General features: G+C 56.3%; 20 protein-coding genes. 10 read left to right on the plus strand and 10 right to left on the minus strand.

The features are described 5' to 3' along the window. Position 1: 1 nt before the first annotated feature. From pstB to AC2FIS_RS03095, 5 genes are all read left to right on the plus strand, one after another. Positions 2-799, plus strand: coding sequence for a phosphate ABC transporter ATP-binding protein PstB (pstB, locus tag AC2FIS_RS03075; protein ID WP_058271912.1), 798 nt, complete (start codon positions 2-4; stop codon positions 797-799). Positions 800-815: 16 nt separating this feature from the next. Continuing rightward, entirely contained in the window at positions 816-1,517 is a 702-nt protein-coding gene (gene phoU / locus AC2FIS_RS03080; protein WP_058271623.1) for a phosphate signaling complex protein PhoU, read from the plus strand. A gap of 12 nt (positions 1,518-1,529) precedes the next feature. Continuing rightward, positions 1,530-2,219, plus strand: a complete 690-nt coding sequence (gene phoB / locus AC2FIS_RS03085) for a phosphate regulon transcriptional regulator PhoB (RefSeq protein ID WP_058277939.1) — start codon at positions 1,530-1,532, stop codon at positions 2,217-2,219. 125 nt (positions 2,220-2,344) lie between these two features. Next, entirely contained in the window at positions 2,345-3,574 is a 1,230-nt protein-coding gene (locus AC2FIS_RS03090; RefSeq protein WP_282168311.1) for an acyl-CoA dehydrogenase, read from the plus strand. Positions 3,575-3,694: 120 nt separating this feature from the next. Beyond that, positions 3,695-4,462 (plus strand): SDR family oxidoreductase, encoded by a 768-nt coding sequence (locus AC2FIS_RS03095; protein WP_496771916.1) that lies wholly within the window; start codon positions 3,695-3,697, stop codon positions 4,460-4,462. On the opposite strand, the gene AC2FIS_RS03100 is transcribed toward AC2FIS_RS03095, so the two are convergent. Continuing rightward, positions 4,459-5,328, minus strand: a complete 870-nt coding sequence (locus tag AC2FIS_RS03100; protein WP_496771917.1) for an acyl-CoA thioesterase — start codon at positions 5,326-5,328, stop codon at positions 4,459-4,461. The genes AC2FIS_RS03095 and AC2FIS_RS03100 overlap by 4 nt on opposite strands. Before the next feature lie 49 nt (positions 5,329-5,377). Further along, entirely contained in the window at positions 5,378-6,607 is a 1,230-nt protein-coding gene (locus tag AC2FIS_RS03105; protein WP_496771918.1) for a serine hydrolase domain-containing protein, read from the minus strand. Positions 6,608-6,803: 196 nt separating this feature from the next. Here AC2FIS_RS03105 and AC2FIS_RS03110 point away from each other — a divergent pair, with 196 nt between their 5' ends. Next, positions 6,804-7,412 carry a 2-hydroxychromene-2-carboxylate isomerase gene (locus tag AC2FIS_RS03110; RefSeq protein ID WP_496771919.1) on the plus strand — a complete coding sequence of 203 codons (609 nt, stop codon included), beginning with the start codon at positions 6,804-6,806 and terminating at the stop codon, positions 7,410-7,412. An 8-nt stretch (positions 7,413-7,420) separates the two neighbouring features. On the opposite strand, the gene AC2FIS_RS03115 is transcribed toward AC2FIS_RS03110, so the two are convergent. Together AC2FIS_RS03115 and AC2FIS_RS03120 are read right to left on the minus strand one after the other, a co-directional pair. Further along, on the minus strand, positions 7,421-8,446 hold the full coding sequence (locus AC2FIS_RS03115) for a phosphotransferase family protein (protein ID WP_496771920.1): 1,026 nt from the start codon (positions 8,444-8,446) through the stop codon (positions 7,421-7,423). A 23-nt stretch (positions 8,447-8,469) separates the two neighbouring features. Then, positions 8,470-9,288, minus strand: a complete 819-nt coding sequence (locus AC2FIS_RS03120) for an SDR family oxidoreductase (RefSeq protein ID WP_496771921.1) — start codon at positions 9,286-9,288, stop codon at positions 8,470-8,472. Positions 9,289-9,422: 134 nt separating this feature from the next. On the opposite strand from AC2FIS_RS03120, the gene AC2FIS_RS03125 reads away from it, so the two are divergent. The 3 genes from AC2FIS_RS03125 to AC2FIS_RS03135 all read left to right on the plus strand — a co-directional run bounded on the left by AC2FIS_RS03125 (position 9,423) and on the right by AC2FIS_RS03135 (position 11,752). Next, positions 9,423-10,424, plus strand: coding sequence for an NADPH:quinone oxidoreductase family protein (locus AC2FIS_RS03125; RefSeq protein WP_496771922.1), 1,002 nt, complete (start codon positions 9,423-9,425; stop codon positions 10,422-10,424). 126 nt (positions 10,425-10,550) lie between these two features. After that, on the plus strand, positions 10,551-11,000 hold the full coding sequence (gene aroQ, locus AC2FIS_RS03130; RefSeq protein ID WP_496771923.1) for a type II 3-dehydroquinate dehydratase: 450 nt from the start codon (positions 10,551-10,553) through the stop codon (positions 10,998-11,000). Beyond that, positions 10,997-11,752, plus strand: a complete 756-nt coding sequence (locus tag AC2FIS_RS03135; protein ID WP_496771924.1) for a LuxR family transcriptional regulator — start codon at positions 10,997-10,999, stop codon at positions 11,750-11,752. Before aroQ ends, AC2FIS_RS03135 begins: the two co-directional genes overlap by 4 nt. Before the next feature lie 367 nt (positions 11,753-12,119). Here AC2FIS_RS03135 and tsf read toward each other — a convergent pair whose 3' ends face one another. The 5 genes from tsf to AC2FIS_RS03160 form a co-directional block, all read right to left on the minus strand. Next, positions 12,120-12,995, minus strand: coding sequence for a translation elongation factor Ts (gene tsf / locus AC2FIS_RS03140; RefSeq protein WP_496771925.1), 876 nt, complete (start codon positions 12,993-12,995; stop codon positions 12,120-12,122). Positions 12,996-13,071: 76 nt separating this feature from the next. Beyond that, entirely contained in the window at positions 13,072-13,875 is an 804-nt protein-coding gene (gene rpsB / locus AC2FIS_RS03145) for a 30S ribosomal protein S2 (protein WP_496721825.1), read from the minus strand. 166 nt (positions 13,876-14,041) lie between these two features. Further along, positions 14,042-14,878 carry a lyso-ornithine lipid O-acyltransferase gene (gene olsA / locus AC2FIS_RS03150; protein ID WP_496771926.1) on the minus strand — a complete coding sequence of 279 codons (837 nt, stop codon included), beginning with the start codon at positions 14,876-14,878 and terminating at the stop codon, positions 14,042-14,044. Positions 14,879-14,882: 4 nt separating this feature from the next. Further along, the gene (gene olsB / locus AC2FIS_RS03155) at positions 14,883-15,638 is read right to left on the minus strand and encodes an L-ornithine N(alpha)-acyltransferase (protein WP_496772105.1); all 756 of its coding nucleotides are present in this window, start codon (positions 15,636-15,638) and stop codon (positions 14,883-14,885) included. Positions 15,639-15,736: 98 nt separating this feature from the next. Continuing rightward, positions 15,737-15,919 (minus strand): DUF3553 domain-containing protein, encoded by a 183-nt coding sequence (locus AC2FIS_RS03160; protein ID WP_058271637.1) that lies wholly within the window; start codon positions 15,917-15,919, stop codon positions 15,737-15,739. A 44-nt stretch (positions 15,920-15,963) separates the two neighbouring features. Here AC2FIS_RS03160 and AC2FIS_RS03165 point away from each other — a divergent pair, with 44 nt between their 5' ends. Continuing rightward, positions 15,964-16,560, plus strand: coding sequence for a histidine phosphotransferase family protein (locus AC2FIS_RS03165; RefSeq protein WP_496771927.1), 597 nt, complete (start codon positions 15,964-15,966; stop codon positions 16,558-16,560). Here AC2FIS_RS03165 and AC2FIS_RS03170 read toward each other — a convergent pair. Then, complete coding sequence (locus AC2FIS_RS03170; protein WP_496772107.1) at positions 16,557-17,819, minus strand: glutamate-5-semialdehyde dehydrogenase; 1,263 nt, start codon at positions 17,817-17,819, stop codon at positions 16,557-16,559. The two genes, AC2FIS_RS03165 and AC2FIS_RS03170, sit on opposite strands and share 4 nt — an antisense overlap. Between the last annotated feature and the right edge of the window lie 6 nt (positions 17,820-17,825).

The raw sequence follows: 17,825 nt of genomic DNA on the forward strand, positions 1-17,825 counted from the left end.
TATGAATGATATGACACGAGTGGAGAGAACCGTGGACTCCAAAGCCATCAAGATCGCCGCCAACAACGTTCAGGTTTATTACGGCGACACGCACGCCATCAAAGACGTGGATGTCCAAATCGAGGACAAGACCGTAACGGCCTTTATCGGCCCATCGGGCTGCGGCAAGTCCACATTTCTGCGCTGCCTCAACCGGATGAACGACACCATCGACATCTGCCGGGTCGAGGGCGATATCCTGCTGGACGGCGAAGACATTTACGACAAGCGCGTCGACCCGGTGCAGCTGCGTGCCAAGGTCGGAATGGTGTTTCAAAAACCCAACCCGTTCCCCAAATCGATCTATGACAACGTGGCCTATGGCCCGCGCATCCATGGCCTCGCAAAGAACAAATCAGAACTGGATGATATCGTTGAGAAATCTCTGCGTCGCGCTGCGATCTGGGATGAAGTCAAAGACCGCCTGGACGCCCCCGGTACAGGCCTGTCCGGTGGTCAGCAGCAGCGACTGTGCATTGCCCGTGCCGTGGCAACGGAACCTGAGGTTTTGCTAATGGATGAGCCTTGCTCGGCGTTGGACCCGATTGCCACAGCCCAGGTCGAGGAACTGATTGACGAACTGCGCTCGCGCTATTCGGTGGTAATCGTGACACACTCAATGCAACAGGCCGCGCGGGTCAGCCAGAAAACGGCGTTCTTCCATTTGGGTAATCTGGTTGAATTCGGCGAAACCGGCCAGATATTTACCAACCCCGAAGACCCCCGCACGGAAAGCTACATCACCGGCCGTATCGGCTGAGGACAGGTATTTGAACATGACCGAACAACATATTGCATCCGCATTCGACCGCGACCTTGAAGCGGTTCAGGCCCATATCATGAAGATGGGCGGTCTGGTCGAGGCCGCGATCATGAACGCCGCGCGCTCGCTTGAAACCCGGGATGTCGAATTGGCCCAAGAGGTGCGTCAGGGCGACAAAGCCATTGATGCGCTTGAGGATCTGATCAACGAAGAAACCGCGCGGGTGATTGCGCTGCGGGCACCCACAGCGAGCGACCTGCGTCTGGTTCTGTCTGTTCTGAAGGTCTCGGCCAACCTGGAACGTATCGGCGACTATTCCAAAAACATTGCCAAACGTACCACGGTTCTTGTCGACGCCGGCGAGATCAACGGCAGTGCCGCGGCCCTGCGCCGTATGGCGCGCGAGGTTGAGCGGATGCTGCGCGACGCGTTGGACGCTTATATTCAACGTGACGCCGAATTGGCCGCTGACGTGATCCAGCGGGATGAAGAAGTAGACCAGATGTATAACGGCCTATTCCGCGAGTTTCTGACCTTCATGGCTGAAGATCCCCGCAACATCTCGTCGTGCATGCACCTGCATTTCATCGCAAAGAACATTGAACGGATGGGCGATCACGTTACAGCCATCGCTGAACAGGTGGTTTATCTGGTGACTGGGGAACGGCCGTCGGAAGCACGTCCCAAAGCCGATACCACCTCGCAAACCGCCTAGGAGGCAACGATTATGTCCGCTGATCAGCCTACGGTACTGGTTGTTGAGGATGAACTGGCCCAGCGTGAAGTGCTGGCTTACAACCTCGAAGCAGAAGGGTTTCGTGTATCCAAAGCAGCCAATGGCGACGAGGCATTGCTGCTAGTTGATGAAGACAACCCTGACATCATCGTTCTGGACTGGATGATGCCCAACCTCAGCGGGATCGAAGTGTGCCGCCGCCTTAAAACGCGCCCGGATACACGATCGATCCCCATCATCATGCTTTCAGCCCGGTCGGAAGAGGTCGACAAGGTGCGCGGGCTGGAAACCGGGGCGGATGACTATGTGGTCAAGCCGTATTCGGTTGTCGAGCTTATGGCGCGCGTGCGCACACAGTTGCGCCGTGTTCGCCCGGCGACGGTCGGTATCAAGCTTGAATTTGCGGATATCATTCTGGATTCCGAGACACATAAGGTCAGCCGCAACAGCAAGCCGCTGAAACTGGGCCCGACCGAGTTTCGTCTGTTGAGCACGTTCATGGAAAAACCGGGTCGTGTCTGGAGCCGCGAACAGTTGTTGGACCGGGTCTGGGGGCGCGATATCTACGTCGATACCAGAACGGTTGACGTTCACATCGGCCGCTTGCGCAAGGCGCTGACACAGCATGGTGGTGAAGATCCCGTGCGTACGGTTCGCGGCGCAGGGTATGCGCTGGGGTAAAAACACGGGGCAGGGCGCACTGCCCTATTCTATGCGGTTTACTCATGGTTCGTTGCAAAACTGTAGCTGTTATTTGCGGTTACGGCAGGGTATTTTGCGACAAAGCCGACTAGCGGAGAACCAAAATGAACGCCCCGAACACCAAACCGACATTGCGCGCCAAAGATGCACCTGACATGGGGGCGTTCTCGTGGGACGATCCATTTCGTCTGGCGGATCAGCTAACAGAAGATGAGCGCATGATCGCCGCGAGTGCGCAGGCATATTGTCAGGAAAAGCTGCAACCACGGGTTCTGGAAGCCTTCCAGAACGAGGAAACGGACCCGGAAATCTTCCGCGAAATGGGTGAAATGGGCCTTTTGGGCACCACGATCCCCGAAGAATATGGCGGTCTTGGTGGCGGCTATGTGTCTTACGGCCTGGTCGCGCGCGAGGTTGAGCGTGTGGATTCCGGCTATCGCTCGATGATGTCGGTACAAAGCTCATTGGTGATGTACCCGATCTATGCCTATGGCAGCGAAGAACAGCGCCGGAAGTACCTTCCAAAACTGGCCAGTGGCGAATGGATCGGTTGCTTTGGTCTGACAGAACCTGATGCCGGCTCGGACCCGGCCGGCATGAAAACCCGCGCTGAAAAGATCGACAGTGGTTATCGGCTGACCGGCAGCAAGATGTGGATCTCAAATTCACCCATCGCAGACGTCTTTGTGGTGTGGGCCAAGTCCGATGCTCATGACGGCAAGATCCGTGGCTTTGTTTTGGACAAGGGTCTCAAAGGTTTGAGCGCGCCCAAAATTCAGAACAAGATGAGCCTGCGGGCATCGATTACGGGTGAGATCGTTCTAGACGGCGTCGAAGTGGACGAGGGCGCCTTGCTGCCGCATGTTCAGGGTTTGAAAGGTCCGTTTGGCTGTTTGAACCGTGCGCGCTACGGGATCAGCTGGGGCGTCATGGGCGCCGCTGAAAGCTGTTGGCACGGTGCTCGTCAATATGGTCTGGACCGCAAACAATTCAACAAGCCGCTGGCGCAGACGCAACTGTTCCAACGCAAACTGGCTGATATGCAAACCGAGATCGCCCTGGGCCTGCAAGCCAGCCTGCGCGTAGGCCGTTTGATGGATCAGGCCGAAGCAGCGCCCGAAATGATCTCGATCGTTAAGCGAAACAACTGCGGCAAAGCGTTGGACATCGCACGGATGGCCCGCGACATGCACGGTGGCAATGGCATCTCACTGGAATTCCAGGTTATCCGCCACATGGTCAATCTGGAAACTGTGAACACCTATGAGGGCACGCACGACGTTCATGCGTTGATTTTGGGACGGGCACAGACCGGACTTCAGGCCTTCTACTAGGATATTCTAAATACCGCATAATCGGTATTATGGTAAAATCACAGCATTGGCAATTTCCGGTTTTCCCAAAATTGCCAATGCCTTACGATGCCTTTCAAATCGTCCAATTCGGAGCCCCTGATGAACTTGAATGGCAAGACTGTGGTGGTCACCGGTGCAGCCAACGGTATCGGTAAAGGTCTGGCAACCCGGTTCGCGCGCGAAGGTGCAACGGTCGTATGCGCAGACATAGACACCAAAGCCGCGCATACCGTGGCCACGGATATCAACGGACGCGCGGTTACATGCGATGTTTCAGACGAAGCCAGTATCAAAGCGTTGATCGATCACGTCGAAGATGAGTTTGGCCCGATTGACCTGTTCTGTGCAAATGCTGGTATCCTGACCCTTGGTGGCCTGGACGTTCCGGACGAAGACTGGGACCGGATCTGGAAGATCAACGTCATGTCGCATGTCTGGACCGCACGTCATCTGGTTCCGCGTATGATCGCGCGCGGCGGTGGCTACATCATTACAACGGCCTCGGCGGCCGGACTTTTGAACCAGCCTGGCGCTGCGCCATACGGTGTTTCTAAACACGCCGCCGTGGGCTTTGCAGAATGGCTGTCGCTGACATACAGCCACAAAGGCTTGCGCGTGTCCGTTCTATGTCCGCAAGCGGTTCGGTCCGAAATGACACGCGGCTTTGAGGATTCGGTAGCGTCAATCGATGGTATGCTAGAGCCTGAAGACGTGGCCCAGGCCTGTGTCGAAGCCATTGAGCTCGAACAGTTTCTGGTGCTTCCGCATTCGAAAGTGTTGGACTACATTCGGCACAAATCCAGCGATTACGACAGCTGGCTCAGGGGCATGAACAAGTTAAATCAACAGTTTACGGACGATGATTAAAATTTCTTCTGGGCTTTGCGCATCAGGCCTTCCTGCGTGACCGACGCAACCAAAGTGCCGTCTTGTGCATAGATCGATCCTCGGTTGAAGTTACGCCCTCGCCCGCTCCAGGGCGAATCCATCGAATACAGATGCCAGTTTTCAAAATGGATCGGCGCGTGGAACCACATGGCGTGATCCAGGCTGGCCCCATTGACCTGCCCCGTAAACCAGCTGAGGCCATGCGGTCGCATACCTGATCCCATCAGATACATGTCTGACGCGTAAGTCAGCAGCAATTGCTGTGTGGCAGAATCCGCCCCCGCTGCGCCGGGCATGCGGAACCAGACCTGATTTCGATCGTCCGATTTTTCAGGATGGAACGGATCAAGATGGCTGGCCTCACGGACCTCGATCGGCCGTTCGCGTGTCAGCTCACCACGCATGTGTTTGGGTACCAAATCCACGTATTTCTTGCGCAGTTCAGTGCGCGACGGATAACTTTCCGGGTCCTCCATCTGGGGCATCTCATGGTGATGATCCCAGCCTTCATCCTGAATGTGGAACGAGGCCGATACGTTCAAGATCTGTTTGCCATGCTGGATCGCGACCACGCGCCGTGTGGTAAATGAACCTCCATCCCGGGCTCTATCAACTTGATAAATAACAGGAATAGATGGATCTCCCGGGCGAATAAAATACGCATGCAGCGAATGGCACAGCCGATCATCCACAGTACGGTACGCCGCCGCCAGAGCCTGCGACACCACCTGCCCGCCAAAGATACGCGTAGGAGTCTCACCGCCTGACCCGGTGCCTCGGAACAGGCCAACTTCGAGCCTCTCGAGGTTCAAAAGGTCAAGAAGGACACGTTCTGCTTCGGTCATTGGCGACTCTCCGGTTGGCTATGAAAAAGGCGTATCAGCGCCATCCGGGTCAATCAACCAACGCGCCCATTACCAGCGCCTTTAGCTCGGATCGGGACGGGTAAGAACTGGACGGCGACAATTGGGTGAAGAATACGGCCGACAGATCGTCGCTGCGGTCAATCCAGAAGAATGTCGAAGCCATACCGCCCCAACTAAAATCACCTAATGACCCAGGTGTTCGGGTTCTGCCAGGGTTGATGATGACAGACCCGGCCAGACCAAATCCCATGCCTTCCATCGGTTGCTCGGCAAAGCTTTGCGGGCCCATCGAGGCGATATCGCCCGGCAAGTGGTTTTGCAGCATGAAATCGACTGTCTTTGAACCCAGCAAGCGGTGGCCGTTGCCCTGCCCCCGATTTCGCATCATCTCGGTGAATTTGACGTAGTCGTCGATCGTGCTGACCAAACCGCCACCGCCCGAAAAGGTCGTCGCCATTTCAAAAGGGGATGCGCCTGCCTCGTCTGTCAATCGCAGGGTGTCCTCGCCGGTCTCGGCTGAATTCAGCGCCATCGCGTCCCCGGCCAGCGGCGTATAGAGAGACGCGAACCGATCCCCTGCCCCTTTGGGTACAGAAAATCCGGTCTCGGCCAGCCCAAGCGGCTCAAAGATCTCTTGCTCGAAGAACTGATCCAAGGATTTGCCGGACACAACCTCGACCACGCGGCCCAACACATCAGTGGAAACTGAATATTCCCAACGGGTTCCGGGCTGGAATGCCAATGGCAGTTGTGCCAGTGCGCTGATCCTGTCCTTCAAAGGCCCTTGATTTGGGCTAAAAATTAGCTTCCGTGCATCCATTGCTGCCGGGAGAACACCGGGATTGAACGGATAACTGAATCCGCTTGTATGGGTCAGAAGCTGATGCAGTGTCGGGGATGGAGCATCTTCGGTTTGATCCAGCCTCTCCGCCCCGGGCACAAGAGCCAGCACGGAAGCAAATTCAGGCAGGAATTCAGAGAGTGGCGCGTCGAGGTGGAACAACCCACGCTCGGCCAGCATCATCACCGCGACCGAGGTGATGGGTTTCGTCATAGAATAGATCCGAACGAGCGTATCGCGCTGAAACGGCAGGTCCTTCTCGACATTTCTGAGGCCACAGGCGTGAAAAAACGCCTCGGACCCGTGGTGGGTCAATAGTAATGAACTGCCCGCGTATTTGCGCTCATCGACATAGCGCTGCATCCAGTCCCGTATGCGATTCAGGCGGGCGGGATCAAGGGTGGTCTGGTTGCGCATGGGTTTCTCGAACCTCCTCGGCGGTTTTGTTGATCTTGGCCGGTGACGCACTGAATTAATAGAGGAATTCCTGATTTCCCACATCGTGACCAACGGCCAGTGCGCGCCGGCCTTCCCGCCTGTACACTGGACGCGTTACAGATTCGTCTGGTGGTTCAGAGTTCATTTCACAGATCGTCGTATCGGAGTTTAGACAATGACACAGACCATAGATTTCATTTTCGATTTTTGCAGCCCAAACGCATTTCTAGCCCATAAGGTCTTGCCCAAACTGGCGGACCGAAATGGCATGCGGGTAAGCTATGTGCCCGTGTTACTGCCCACGATATTCAAGGCGACGCATAATCAGAACCCGTTCGAGGCATTTTCGGAAAACCGCCAGAAAACAGCCTATTTGACCCATGATCTTCATCGCTTTGCTCGCAGACGCGGATTGAGCTTTCATATGAGTCCGCATTTCCCGGTGAACACAAAATTTGCCATGCGCGGTGCTGTATTTGCCTCCGGTAAATCCTGGGAATCCAAATACATAAACGCGATATTTGATGCGATTTGGGTCCATGGCCAGAAAGTTGATGAACTGGGTGTGCTGATGGATATCATGCAGGAAAACAATCTTCCCGCGCGCAAGATCCGCGAGGCCATGACGGGTGCTGAGGTAAAGCAGCGGCTCAAAGAGCAATCCAAGGCCGCCGTAAAACGAGGCGTATTCGGAGTGCCCACAATGTTTGTGGGCACCGAGATGTTTTTTGGCAAGAATAGCCTGGGCAATCTGAAGCTAGAGCTTTCCAAAGCGCCGGGCTGACACCCGAACTACGAATCCAGCGCGGCAAGCCCGTGTTTTGCAAACACCGATACATAAGCCCCAAACACCTGCGCGCGTTTGGGATCAGATGCGTTCCCGTCCAAAGCGCGCTTATACACCCCCTGTAGAATTCCGGCCATTCGGAAGAAATTGAACGCCAGGTAGAACCCGAAATTCTCAATCCCAGGCAAACCGCGACGCTGGCAATATCGCCCGATAAACTCTTGATCCGACGGTATTCCCAGGGCTTGACGGTCGACGCCTGCCAATCCGCGCCCCTCATTTCCAGGGGGCAGTTGCCACTGCATGATGACCGCTGCCAGATCCGCGTATGGGTGCCCGATCGTCGACAACTCCCAATCCAGAACGCCAATGCATAGCGAACCGTTCTGTTCGAACATCAGATTGTCGATGCGGTAATCACCATGCACCAAAGTTCGCTGCCCGTCATCGTCCGGAACAGACCCTTCAAGCGCGGAGATAAGCGAATCCATCTCGGGGACGGTCGTGGTCTCGGATGCGCGATATTGTTTGGTCCATCGGGCAATTTGGCGCTCAAAGTAGTTGCCCGGCGGGCCATAGTCGGACAGGCCTACCGCGTCCACATCGACCTCATGCAAATCGGCCAGAACGCGGTTCATTTCGTCGAAAACACCACTGCGAGTTGCGTTGTCAGCCTCATCCACCGTCGGCTCAAAGAATACACGCCCCTGCAGCCGCTCCATGACGTAAAACGCCGAACCGATGACGTTGTCATCCTCACATAAATGCATCATCCGGGGGACCGGCACCGCGCTGTCGACCAGTGCACTTTGAACGCGAAACTCGCGTTCCACAGCATGGGCTGATTTCAGCAAAACGCCCGGCGGCTTACGACGCAGCACATAAGTCTTGGACGGTGTGCGCAGTTCGAAAGTTGGGTTGGATTGACCAATGGCGAATTTTGTTGCGTCCAGCGGGCCCTGATAGCCGTCCAGATTTGCGCTTAGATATGCATCAAGAGCCGTCAGGTCGAGTTGTGATTTATCTTGCATTTCCAACAGTTATGCCCCCGGTCTTATAGTGCTTCGGCGAAGAGGTTGCCGGCAGTCACCACGTTTAGGCCCCCAGAAACCGGGATGACGGCTCCGGTCACATAGCTGCCGCCACGCCCGCACAGGAACAACATACACCCGGCGATATCTTCGTCGCGACCCACACGGCCCAGCGGTACCGTCTTGCCAACCTTTTCGCGCGTCCCTTCGTCTGCCGTCGCAAAGGCTGTCATCCGTGACACAAATGGCCCCGGCGCAAGCGCGTTCACAGTGACGTGATAGGGCGACAATTCCTTGGCCAGAATCTTGGTCAAGTGCAGCACGGCAGCTTTGGATGCAGAATAGCTGTAAGCGCCGTCGCCCATCGGTACCTCACCCATTACCGATCCAACGTTCACGACGCGCGCCGGATCGTCAGGTGTTCCGGACTTCATCAACATCGGCAGCAAGCGCTGCGTCAGTTCGAACAGACCAGCGACGTTGACGGAATTGACCTTTTCCCACGCGTGATGGGGAAACTGTCCCAGCGGCGAACCCCAAGAGATGCCAGCATTATTCATCAGGATATCAAGGCTATCCGTGCGATTCTTGACCTCATCGACCATGGCCAGAACACCTTCTTCCGTCCCGACATCGCCGCTGAAACCTTCGGCGCTGCCGGGCGCGTCCAGAGCATTCAGCTCGGCCGCGACAGCTTCACAGGCTTCCCCCTTACGCGATGCGATCAGCACGCGTGCCCCTGCCCTTACAAGCGATTCCGCAGCCATCCGGCCAATGCCGGTGGCACCACCTGTCACCAGTGCGGTTTTTCCCTGCAGCGAAAATAGGGTTTCAGGGGTCATGGTCTGCTCCTCGGTTTTGAATTGTGGCACAGGTGGCGATTTTCGGCGAGATTTGCACCCAGCGGAATTCTTGACAACATTCACCGCTGCGCCAAAGTTCCTCTCAACCGAATAACAAGGACAAGACAGTCATTATGCAAGCGTTACTCAGCGTCGCGCCGGGCGGACCGGATACTTTGGAACTTACGACCCTGCCCGACCCGGTGCCAGGAAAGGGAGAGTTGCTGGTCGGGGTCAAAGCAGCCGGCGTCAATTTCCCCGATACGTTGATGATCCAGGACCTGTATCAGATTAAGCCACCCAGACCATTTGCCCCGGGTGGGGAAATCGCAGGTGAGGTATTGGGCGTTGGCGAAGGCGTAACCGGATTCGAGGTTGGGGACAGGGTTCTGGCGCTGACCGGATATGGCGGTTTTGCGACGCAATTGACGGTCAAAGCAGCCTCGGCGGTCAAATTTCCAACGTCGATGCCGTTCGAAGATGCCGCATGTTTCATTTTCACTTACGGCACGTCCTACCACGCGCTGAAGGATCGAGCCGCGTTGCAGCCCGGTGAAACGCTTTTGGTGCTGGGTGCCGCAGGTGGTGTCGGTAGCGCGGCCATTGAGCTGGGCAAGGCGATGGGGGCGCGTGTCATAGCGGCCGTATCTTCTCAGGAAAAGGCGGATTTTTGCCGTCAAATCGGGGCGGACGACACAATCGTATATTCCCGCAAGATGCACCGCGATGCGCAAAAGGAATTCTCTGGTGAAATCAAGGCTATAGCGGGCGCAAATGGCGTGGACGTCGTCTATGATGCCGTTGGTGGAGATTATGCCGAACCAGCGCTGCGCAGCATGGCGTGGAATGGCCGCTTCCTTGTTGTCGGGTTTCCGGCCGGTATTCCCAAAATCCCACTCAATCTACCATTGTTGAAGGGCTGCCAGGTCGTTGGCGTGTTCTGGGGGGCTTCGGTTTATCGTGACCCCAAAGGAAACTCCGAAAATATAAGGGACTTGTTCGACTTATACGCCAAATCTCAGATAATGCCGCAAATCAGTCGGCGGTTTCCATTAGCGGATGCAAGCGAGGCACTGACTTTACTGAACGACCGCACCGTTCTTGGTAAAGTTGTGATAACGATGCCCGAAACCTGACTGGTATTCGACGCTCAGTTCAAGATTTGATGGTGTCCGATGCGCGACACTCGCCTGATGAGTGCGCAGGTTGGTGGACATCCATGCCTAATCACGTTTATCAACCAGTAATGGGACGGAGAATGAATGCATAAAGTTCTGATTTTGAACGGTCCGAACCTGAACTTGCTGGGCACACGACAACCCGAGGTTTATGGCCGTACAACGCTGAAAATGGTCGAAGAAACCTGTGTGAGCCACGGCGCGTCAATCGGGTTGGACATATCACACCTGCAATCCAATCACGAAGGTGTGCTGATCGACGCGATCCACGCGGCCAAAGGCAATCAGGACGGGATCGTACTGAACGCCGGGGCGTATACACACACATCGGTCGCTTTGATGGATGCGATCGCTTCGGTCGAACTGCCGGTTGTTGAGGTTCACCTGTCGAACATACACGCGCGCGAACCCTTCCGAGACAAGTCCTATGTGGCACCGGTTGCGCTGGGACAGATCTGTGGCTTTGGGCTTCAGAGCTATGTGATGGCGTTGGATGCGCTGTCGGCACATTTGCAAAACGAGGGGTCCGTATGAAGCTGGGCGAGTATCTGAATTTCCTCAGCTACGTCAAAACTCTGGAAGAGCTTTGGGACGCTCATTGCCGCCAGATGGCAATTTTCGGTTTCAACCGTCTGCTATACGGCTATACGCGTTACAGGACCGAGACGTCTTTGGGTGACCCCGAAGACTTCACCATCCTTACAAACCACGGCAAAGAGTACATCGATGGTTTCGTGCGCGACGGGCTGTACTTTCATGCTCCAATGCTGAAATGGGCGCTGCACAATGAAGGCGCGGCCAGTTGGAGAATGATTCAGGATATGAATTCCGACGGCACGATGACCGCCCAGGAACGCCAGGTTTACGAGTTCAACCGGTCAAAAGGCGTTGTGGCGGGATACACTGTCAGTTTCACCTCGGTTTCGATGCGGTCCAAGGGGGCGATCTCTCTTTCGGCTGGTGGTGACACTAGTCAGGATGAGGTCGACGCAATCTGGGCGGAACATGGCGATGACATCTTGTTGATGAACAATGTCGCGCATCTGAAGATTCTCACCCTGCCCTACAACACCCCCAATCGCGCTCTGACGAAGCGTCAGCGCGAGGCGCTTGAATGGGTTGGCGATGGGAAGACGACGCAGGACATAGCGCTTTTGATGGGGCTGACATCGGCGACCGTTGAAAAGCATTTGAGGCTTGCCCGGGAGTCCCTGTCAGTGGAAACAACAGCGCAAGCCGTGCTCAAAGCATCCCTTCAAAATCAGATGTTCATCATGGAAGCATGATGTGTTTTTTTGACGCTAAATTGCGTCAATTTACGTAGGGTAAGGAAAACATGACTTCCCGAATCTGAGCCCCAGTTGCAAAGTGATATTGTTCCGTGAGTGGTGGCTTTAGCCTGGGAACGTTTTGATCGGATCTTTGCAATACCAAAGCTCTCCGGTCGCTCTGACATAAAGGCGTCTATTTGTCCGCGTCTCTTAGTCGGAATTTTGGGGGGCCTCGACCATCCCCATCTGCGGGGCCCCTCAATCCTTCCAATAGTAGTGTATGATCTGTTCCTACGCCGGAAGGCGCAAAAAAACCGACTACTGGAAAGTAGCCGGTTTAATTCTGTTCAGGTTGAGGCCCCTTTCAGAGCCTCTGTCAGACTTAGCCCTGTACGGCCTTGGCAACTTCAGCTGCGAAGTCTTCTTTTTCGACCACGATGCCTTCGCCAACTTCCAGACGGACGAAACCAGTGATGGTTGCGCCTGCTTCTTTGGCAGCGGCTTCGACCGTCAGGTCAGGGTTCACAACGAACGACTGGTTCAACAGAGTTGATTCCGCGACGAATTTCTTCATACGGCCAACGATCATTTTTTCGATCACCTGCTCCGGCTTGCCGGATTCGCGGGCGATGTCCATCTGAACCTGCTTTTCTTTTTCGACAACAGCCGGGTCCATGTCCGCTTCGGACAGTGCCGCCGGGTTCACAGCTGCGATGTGCATCGCAATCTGCTTGCCGATCACTTCGTCACCACCGGACAGTGCAACCAGAACACCGATTTTGCCCATGCCGTTGGTGGCCGCGTTGTGAACGTAGGACACAACGGTGTCGCCCGACAGTTTCGCCAAGCGGCGAACCGACATGTTCTCACCAATGGTGGCGATCTTGTCGGTCAGAGTGTCGGCAACGTTCTTGCCGCCCAGATCAGCGGCCAACAGAGCTTCGACATTGTCGACGCCTTCTGCCGCGTAAGCAATCTTGCCAACCATTTCCTGGAACTCGGCGTTCTTCGCAACGAAGTCGGTTTCCGAGTTCACTTCGACAGCAACACCGTTGCCACCGTTGACGTGAACTGCAACCAGACCTTCTGCTGCGGTACGGCCGGATTTCTTGGCCGCTTTGGCCAGACCTTTGGTGCGCAGCCAATCAACGGCTTCGTCCATGTTGCCGCCGGTTTCGGTCAGCGCTTTTTTCGCGTCCATCATGCCTGCGCCGGTCGAGTCGCGCAGTTCTTTAACCATTGCTGCTGTGATTGCCATCTTTTGGCTCTCCTCAATTCAAACGGAATTGGGGCAGGTCTACCCTGCCCCATATGTCATTTACGTGACGGGCAGCTTACGCTTCGGCTTTGGCTTCCGGCGTGGCTTCTTCTGCAACGGGTGCTTCTTCCGCAACGACTTCTTCAACCGGTGCTTCTTCGAATGCGCCCAGGTCAACGCCTGCAGCACCCATCTGAGCGGTCATACCGTCCAGAGCAGCACGAGCAACCAGATCGCAATACAGAGAGATCGCGCGCGCTGCGTCGTCGTTGCCGGGGATGATGTAATCCACGCCATCAGGCGAGCAGTTGGTGTCGACAATTGCCACAACCGGAATACCCAGCTTGTTGGCTTCGGCGATGGCCAGTGCTTCTTTTTTGACGTCGATGACGAACAGCAGATCAGGAACGCCACCCATCTCGCGGATACCGCCCAGCGACGCCTGCAGTTTGCCCTGGTCACGTTCCATGCCCAGACGCTCTTTCTTGGTCAGGCCTTCGGCGCCCGTTTCCATGGCTTCGTCGATCTGGTTCAGACGGTTGATCGACTGGGAAACGGTTTTCCAGTTGGTCAGCGTTCCGCCCAGCCAGCGGTGGTTCATGTAGTACTGAGCCGACTTTTCAGCGGCTTCTGCGATCGGCTGAGCAGCCTGACGCTTGGTACCAACGAACAGAACACGGCCACCTTTTGCAACGGTGTCACGAACGGCCTGCAGAGCCTGATCCAACATTGGAACGGTCTGAGTCAGGTCCATGATGTGGATGCCATTGCGCGAGCCGTAGATGAACGGGCCCATGCGGGGATTCCAACGCTGTGTCTGGTGACCAAAGTGAACGCCAGCTTCCAGCAGCTGACGCATGGTGAACTCGGGAAGAGCCATGCTATTTTCCTTTTCCGGTTTACGCCTGGGCGGGGGTGAAAGAAGCGGATGCTCCAACCGGCGGGCCAGATAAGGATGTCTCCCTCAAATAGCCCAAACCCCGCCTGCGGGTTTTAATGGCGCGCGTATACGGTAGGAATTCGCCCTGTGCAAGTGCCAAATGGCCTTATTTTTCAAGCCGCGCAATTGCATGCGCGTGGCGCACTGCCTCTTCGCAATGTGCCGCCAACGCCTTGCGGTCGGCAAAGTCGCTGACTTTGGCTGGAACGTGGTAAATCAATTCCACCGTACCCTGCCGACGCGCGCCCAAGGTTTTGAGAAGATGCGGGGCAAAATCCATATCGCCCCACCAGCCATAGAACCTGTCAGGCTGCCCTTTTGGCGCGTGAAAGACCACGGATACGGGCTGAACATACATGAAGTCCCGCAATTCATCCGAGAAGAACGCGGCGAAAAGTGTTGTTTTAAAAGATAAAACACGAAGACCATCGGTCGAGGTGCCCTCGGGAAAAAACAACAGCTTATGCCCGACTTTCAGGCGCTCTTCAAAAATCAGGGTCTGTTCACGAGCTTTCTTGCGGTCACGTTCGATAAACACCGTGCCTGTGGCGCGGGCCAACCATCCGATACCCGGCCATTTGGCCACTTCGGCCTTGGACACGAAGTACACCCGCTTACGGGCGTTCAGCGCAAAGATATCGAGCCATGATGTGTGGTTCGCGACCACCGCGCCGCGTTCACGCATCAATTCACCGGAACTGCGAAAGCCAATTCCCAGAAGCCGGAGCGCATTGCGGCAGACAAACTGCGCGATAAACGGGGTGATCGGACGGCGTAAACCGAACAACGGACGCTCGATCAGGCGAACGGTCAACAAAACGAGCAGCCCGCCAAAGACCAGTAGCGCCAATGGAAGGCCGCGCAAGATCACCAATACCCAGCCAAACACACCCAATTCAATCGGGTCTGGCGCGTCGTCACTGTCCCAAAGCGGATCGTTCACTGGATCAGGCTCCGCTGTAAATGCGCCGCTGGCGCTCGTTCATGCGCGCCGTGTCGAGGATCAGGCAAACATCTGTTGTGTTGAACGCGTGGTCGATAAACGCCCCCTCGCCCACAAAGCCACCCAGCCGCAGGTACGCCTTGATCAGCGCGGGAACCTGTACCATCGCCCCACGGCGATCCAGCGCATCCGGCGTGACAAGGTCCATGCTTTGAAACACATCGGGTTGCGCCCTGACCCGCAGGTCCGGCGGGGCCAGATGATTGTGGTGCAACATCGACAAAGGCTGGGCCAGCTCCTGCACATTGATGCCGTGGAAGCTGGCGACGCCGAACAGCACCTCAATCTCGCGCTCAGCCACATAGCCCGCTAGGCCGTTCCATAAGTGGTACATCGCCGTTCCGCCCCGATAGTCCGGGTGAAGGCAGGAACGTCCAAGCTCTAACAGTTTGCGGCCGCTCTGTTTCAATACGGTCAGGTCGTATTCATCCTCAGAATAGAATTGCCCCAATTCGATGGCTCGTTCGCCCGGTAACAGCCTGTAAACGCCCACAACTTCGCCAGTGGCGTCATCGTAGGCCAGCATGTGATCAAAAAAAGGATCGAACTGATCCTGCTCTAACTCTCCCTCGTGGTCCACCATCTTGCCGCCGCCGCCCAATTCGCGGACGAACACATCATATCGCAGCCTCTGAGCTGCGCGCAGTTCGGCCTCGGATTCGGCAAGTTTAACGGTGAAAGAAGGGCCTGCATCCGGCATCGGGTATTCCGCTTTTGTTTGCGCGCTGATACCGCAGTTTTCGGTCAAATGGCAACCGGCGCGGCAGCGGCCCATCGTTAACCATTCTTAAACCAGTTTCACGGATCAAAGACGGGCGTCAGGGCGATGCGGGTTCCGTCAATCACCACTTTTCCCTGTTCTTGGAAATTCACGGTGATCTTGCCCCCAATGTTGGACTGCACCTGTCCGACGCCCCAGTCGGGGAAATCGGGGTGGCGGACATACATGCCCGGTGCAAGTATGGCATTGAGGTCTGTCATGATCGGGCTCCGGTCCGGCGGCAGATACAACAGGAGAGGTACGCATGGGCGACACCAACGTCAATCTGGCCGAACTGATCGGGTCTCGAATTTGTCACGATCTGATCAGCCCCATTGGCGCAATAAACAACGGGCTGGAACTGCTTGAGATGGTCGGAACCATGCAGGGCCCCGAGATGGAGCTGATCTCGGGCAGCGTCGGAAGCGCCGGAGCAAAGATCAGGTTCTTTCGCGTCGCTTTCGGGTCGGCCAGCGATCAACCGTTGGGCCGGGCCGAAGTCACTGAGTTGTTGAAAGACGTTGAAAGCGTTGGTCGTGTGCGTGTCAACTGGCACGTGACCGATGCGATGCCACGCAATCAGGTCAAGCTCGCCTTTCTGGCCCTGATGTGTTGCGAGAGAGCCATGCCGATGGGGGGCGACGTCACCGTGGCAAATAACGGTGGCAGTTGGGCGGTGACCGGTGTGGCAGACAAGCTGAATATTGAGGCTGATCTCTGGAAGAACCTACCCAAAGGCCAATTTGCGAATAAGGTGACACCAGCACAGGTGCAGTTTGCACTGCTGCCCCAGACCGCTGCCTCGATGGGTCGGCGGGTTGTGGCGGAAACCACCTCAACCCGCGTCGCTATCCGGTTTTAGGACCGTACGGTTCCGTTGCCGCGGACAAGGTATTTGAAGCTCGTAAGCTGAGCGGCCCCGACTGGGCCGCGCGCATGCATTTTGCCAGTTGCAATACCGATCTCGGCCCCCATTCCGAACTCGCCACCATCGGCAAACTGGGTTGAGGCATTGTGCATCAGAATCGCACTGTCCAGCCGTTCAAAGAACCGGGCAGCAGCGTCGGCATCCTCGGTCATGATGCAATCGGTGTGGTTCGAACCGAACTGGCGGATATGCGAAATCGCTGCATCGATATCAGCCACCGGCTTGGCCGCGATGATGCTGTCGAGGAATTCCTTGCCCCAGTCGTCGCCCGTGGCCGTAATGGTGCCGTCCAGGGCCAACGCGCCTTCGGCATGGATTTCGACGCCCGCCGCAAGCAGGGCGGAAATGATATCCCGGCCGAGTGTTTCAGCCACATCCTGATGAATCAGCAAGCACTCAGCAGCACCACAAATCCCAGTGCGTCGGGTTTTGGCGTTCAGCACGACGTCCAACGTTTTTTGGGGGTCCGCGGCCTTGTCGACATAGATGTGCACGATACCTTCCAAGTGCGCAAAGACGGGCACGCGTGCCTCGCGCTGAACCAACCCAACCAGACCTTTTCCCCCGCGCGGAACGATGACGTCCACACAATCGGTCATGGTCAGCAGCTCTTGCACAGCGGCGCGGTCTCGCGTGGGCACAAGTTGAATGGCGTCTTCTGGCAGGTTTGCAGCCTTTAGCCCTTGGACCAGACAGGCGTGAATGGCGGTCGAGGAATGGAAACTTTCAGAGCCGCCGCGAAGGATCACCGCGTTGCCCGACTTCAGGCACAATGCGCCTGCATCCGCCGTCACATTCGGACGGCTTTCGTAAATCACTCCGATAACGCCCAGAGGCGTGCGAACACGCTGGATGTTCAGGCCCGAGGCCATGTCCCATTCGGTCAGAACCTCGCCCACGGGGTCTGCCTGATCCGCGACCGTGCGCAGCCCGTCGACCATGCCCTGGATCCGCGCTTCGTCCAGCATCAGCCGGTCCATCATCGCCGGGCTCAGGCCCTTTTCACGCCCAAACTCTAGGTCTTTCTTGTTGGCCTCAATGATATCCGCGCGGTTGGCCCAAACAGCGTCAGCCGCGGCAATCAAGGCGGCATGTTTACGCTCGGCACTTGCAAAGGCCAGATCGGCCGAGGCTGCTTTAGCGCGTTTACCAAGATCGGCCATAAGGGCGGGAATGTTGTCGAAATCCTTCATCTCAGG

The sequence above is a fragment of the Ruegeria sp. CDSB113 genome, assembly GCF_059611045.1.

What these genes read in the sequence shown, in the direction of transcription:
- pstB (WP_058271912.1), top strand. Translation starts at nt 2, where the DNA reads ATGAATGATATGACACGAGTGGAGAGAACCGTGGACTCCAAAGCCATC.
- phoU (WP_058271623.1), top strand. Translation starts at nt 816, where the DNA reads ATGACCGAACAACATATTGCATCCGCATTCGACCGCGACCTTGAAGCG.
- phoB (WP_058277939.1), top strand. Translation starts at nt 1,530, where the DNA reads ATGTCCGCTGATCAGCCTACGGTACTGGTTGTTGAGGATGAACTGGCC.
- AC2FIS_RS03090 (WP_282168311.1), top strand. Translation starts at nt 2,345, where the DNA reads ATGAACGCCCCGAACACCAAACCGACATTGCGCGCCAAAGATGCACCT.
- AC2FIS_RS03095 (WP_496771916.1), top strand. Translation starts at nt 3,695, where the DNA reads ATGAACTTGAATGGCAAGACTGTGGTGGTCACCGGTGCAGCCAACGGT.
- AC2FIS_RS03100 (WP_496771917.1), bottom strand. Translation starts at nt 5,328, where the DNA reads ATGACCGAAGCAGAACGTGTCCTTCTTGACCTTTTGAACCTCGAGAGG.
- AC2FIS_RS03105 (WP_496771918.1), bottom strand. Translation starts at nt 6,607, where the DNA reads ATGCGCAACCAGACCACCCTTGATCCCGCCCGCCTGAATCGCATACGG.
- AC2FIS_RS03110 (WP_496771919.1), top strand. Translation starts at nt 6,804, where the DNA reads ATGACACAGACCATAGATTTCATTTTCGATTTTTGCAGCCCAAACGCA.
- AC2FIS_RS03115 (WP_496771920.1), bottom strand. Translation starts at nt 8,446, where the DNA reads ATGCAAGATAAATCACAACTCGACCTGACGGCTCTTGATGCATATCTA.
- AC2FIS_RS03120 (WP_496771921.1), bottom strand. Translation starts at nt 9,288, where the DNA reads ATGACCCCTGAAACCCTATTTTCGCTGCAGGGAAAAACCGCACTGGTG.
- AC2FIS_RS03125 (WP_496771922.1), top strand. Translation starts at nt 9,423, where the DNA reads ATGCAAGCGTTACTCAGCGTCGCGCCGGGCGGACCGGATACTTTGGAA.
- aroQ (WP_496771923.1), top strand. Translation starts at nt 10,551, where the DNA reads ATGCATAAAGTTCTGATTTTGAACGGTCCGAACCTGAACTTGCTGGGC.
- AC2FIS_RS03135 (WP_496771924.1), top strand. Translation starts at nt 10,997, where the DNA reads ATGAAGCTGGGCGAGTATCTGAATTTCCTCAGCTACGTCAAAACTCTG.
- tsf (WP_496771925.1), bottom strand. Translation starts at nt 12,995, where the DNA reads ATGGCAATCACAGCAGCAATGGTTAAAGAACTGCGCGACTCGACCGGC.
- rpsB (WP_496721825.1), bottom strand. Translation starts at nt 13,875, where the DNA reads ATGGCTCTTCCCGAGTTCACCATGCGTCAGCTGCTGGAAGCTGGCGTT.
- olsB (WP_496772105.1), bottom strand. Translation starts at nt 15,638, where the DNA reads ATGCCGGATGCAGGCCCTTCTTTCACCGTTAAACTTGCCGAATCCGAG.
- AC2FIS_RS03160 (WP_058271637.1), bottom strand. Translation starts at nt 15,919, where the DNA reads ATGACAGACCTCAATGCCATACTTGCACCGGGCATGTATGTCCGCCAC.
- AC2FIS_RS03165 (WP_496771927.1), top strand. Translation starts at nt 15,964, where the DNA reads ATGGGCGACACCAACGTCAATCTGGCCGAACTGATCGGGTCTCGAATT.
- AC2FIS_RS03170 (WP_496772107.1), bottom strand. Translation starts at nt 17,819, where the DNA reads ATGAAGGATTTCGACAACATTCCCGCCCTTATGGCCGATCTTGGTAAA.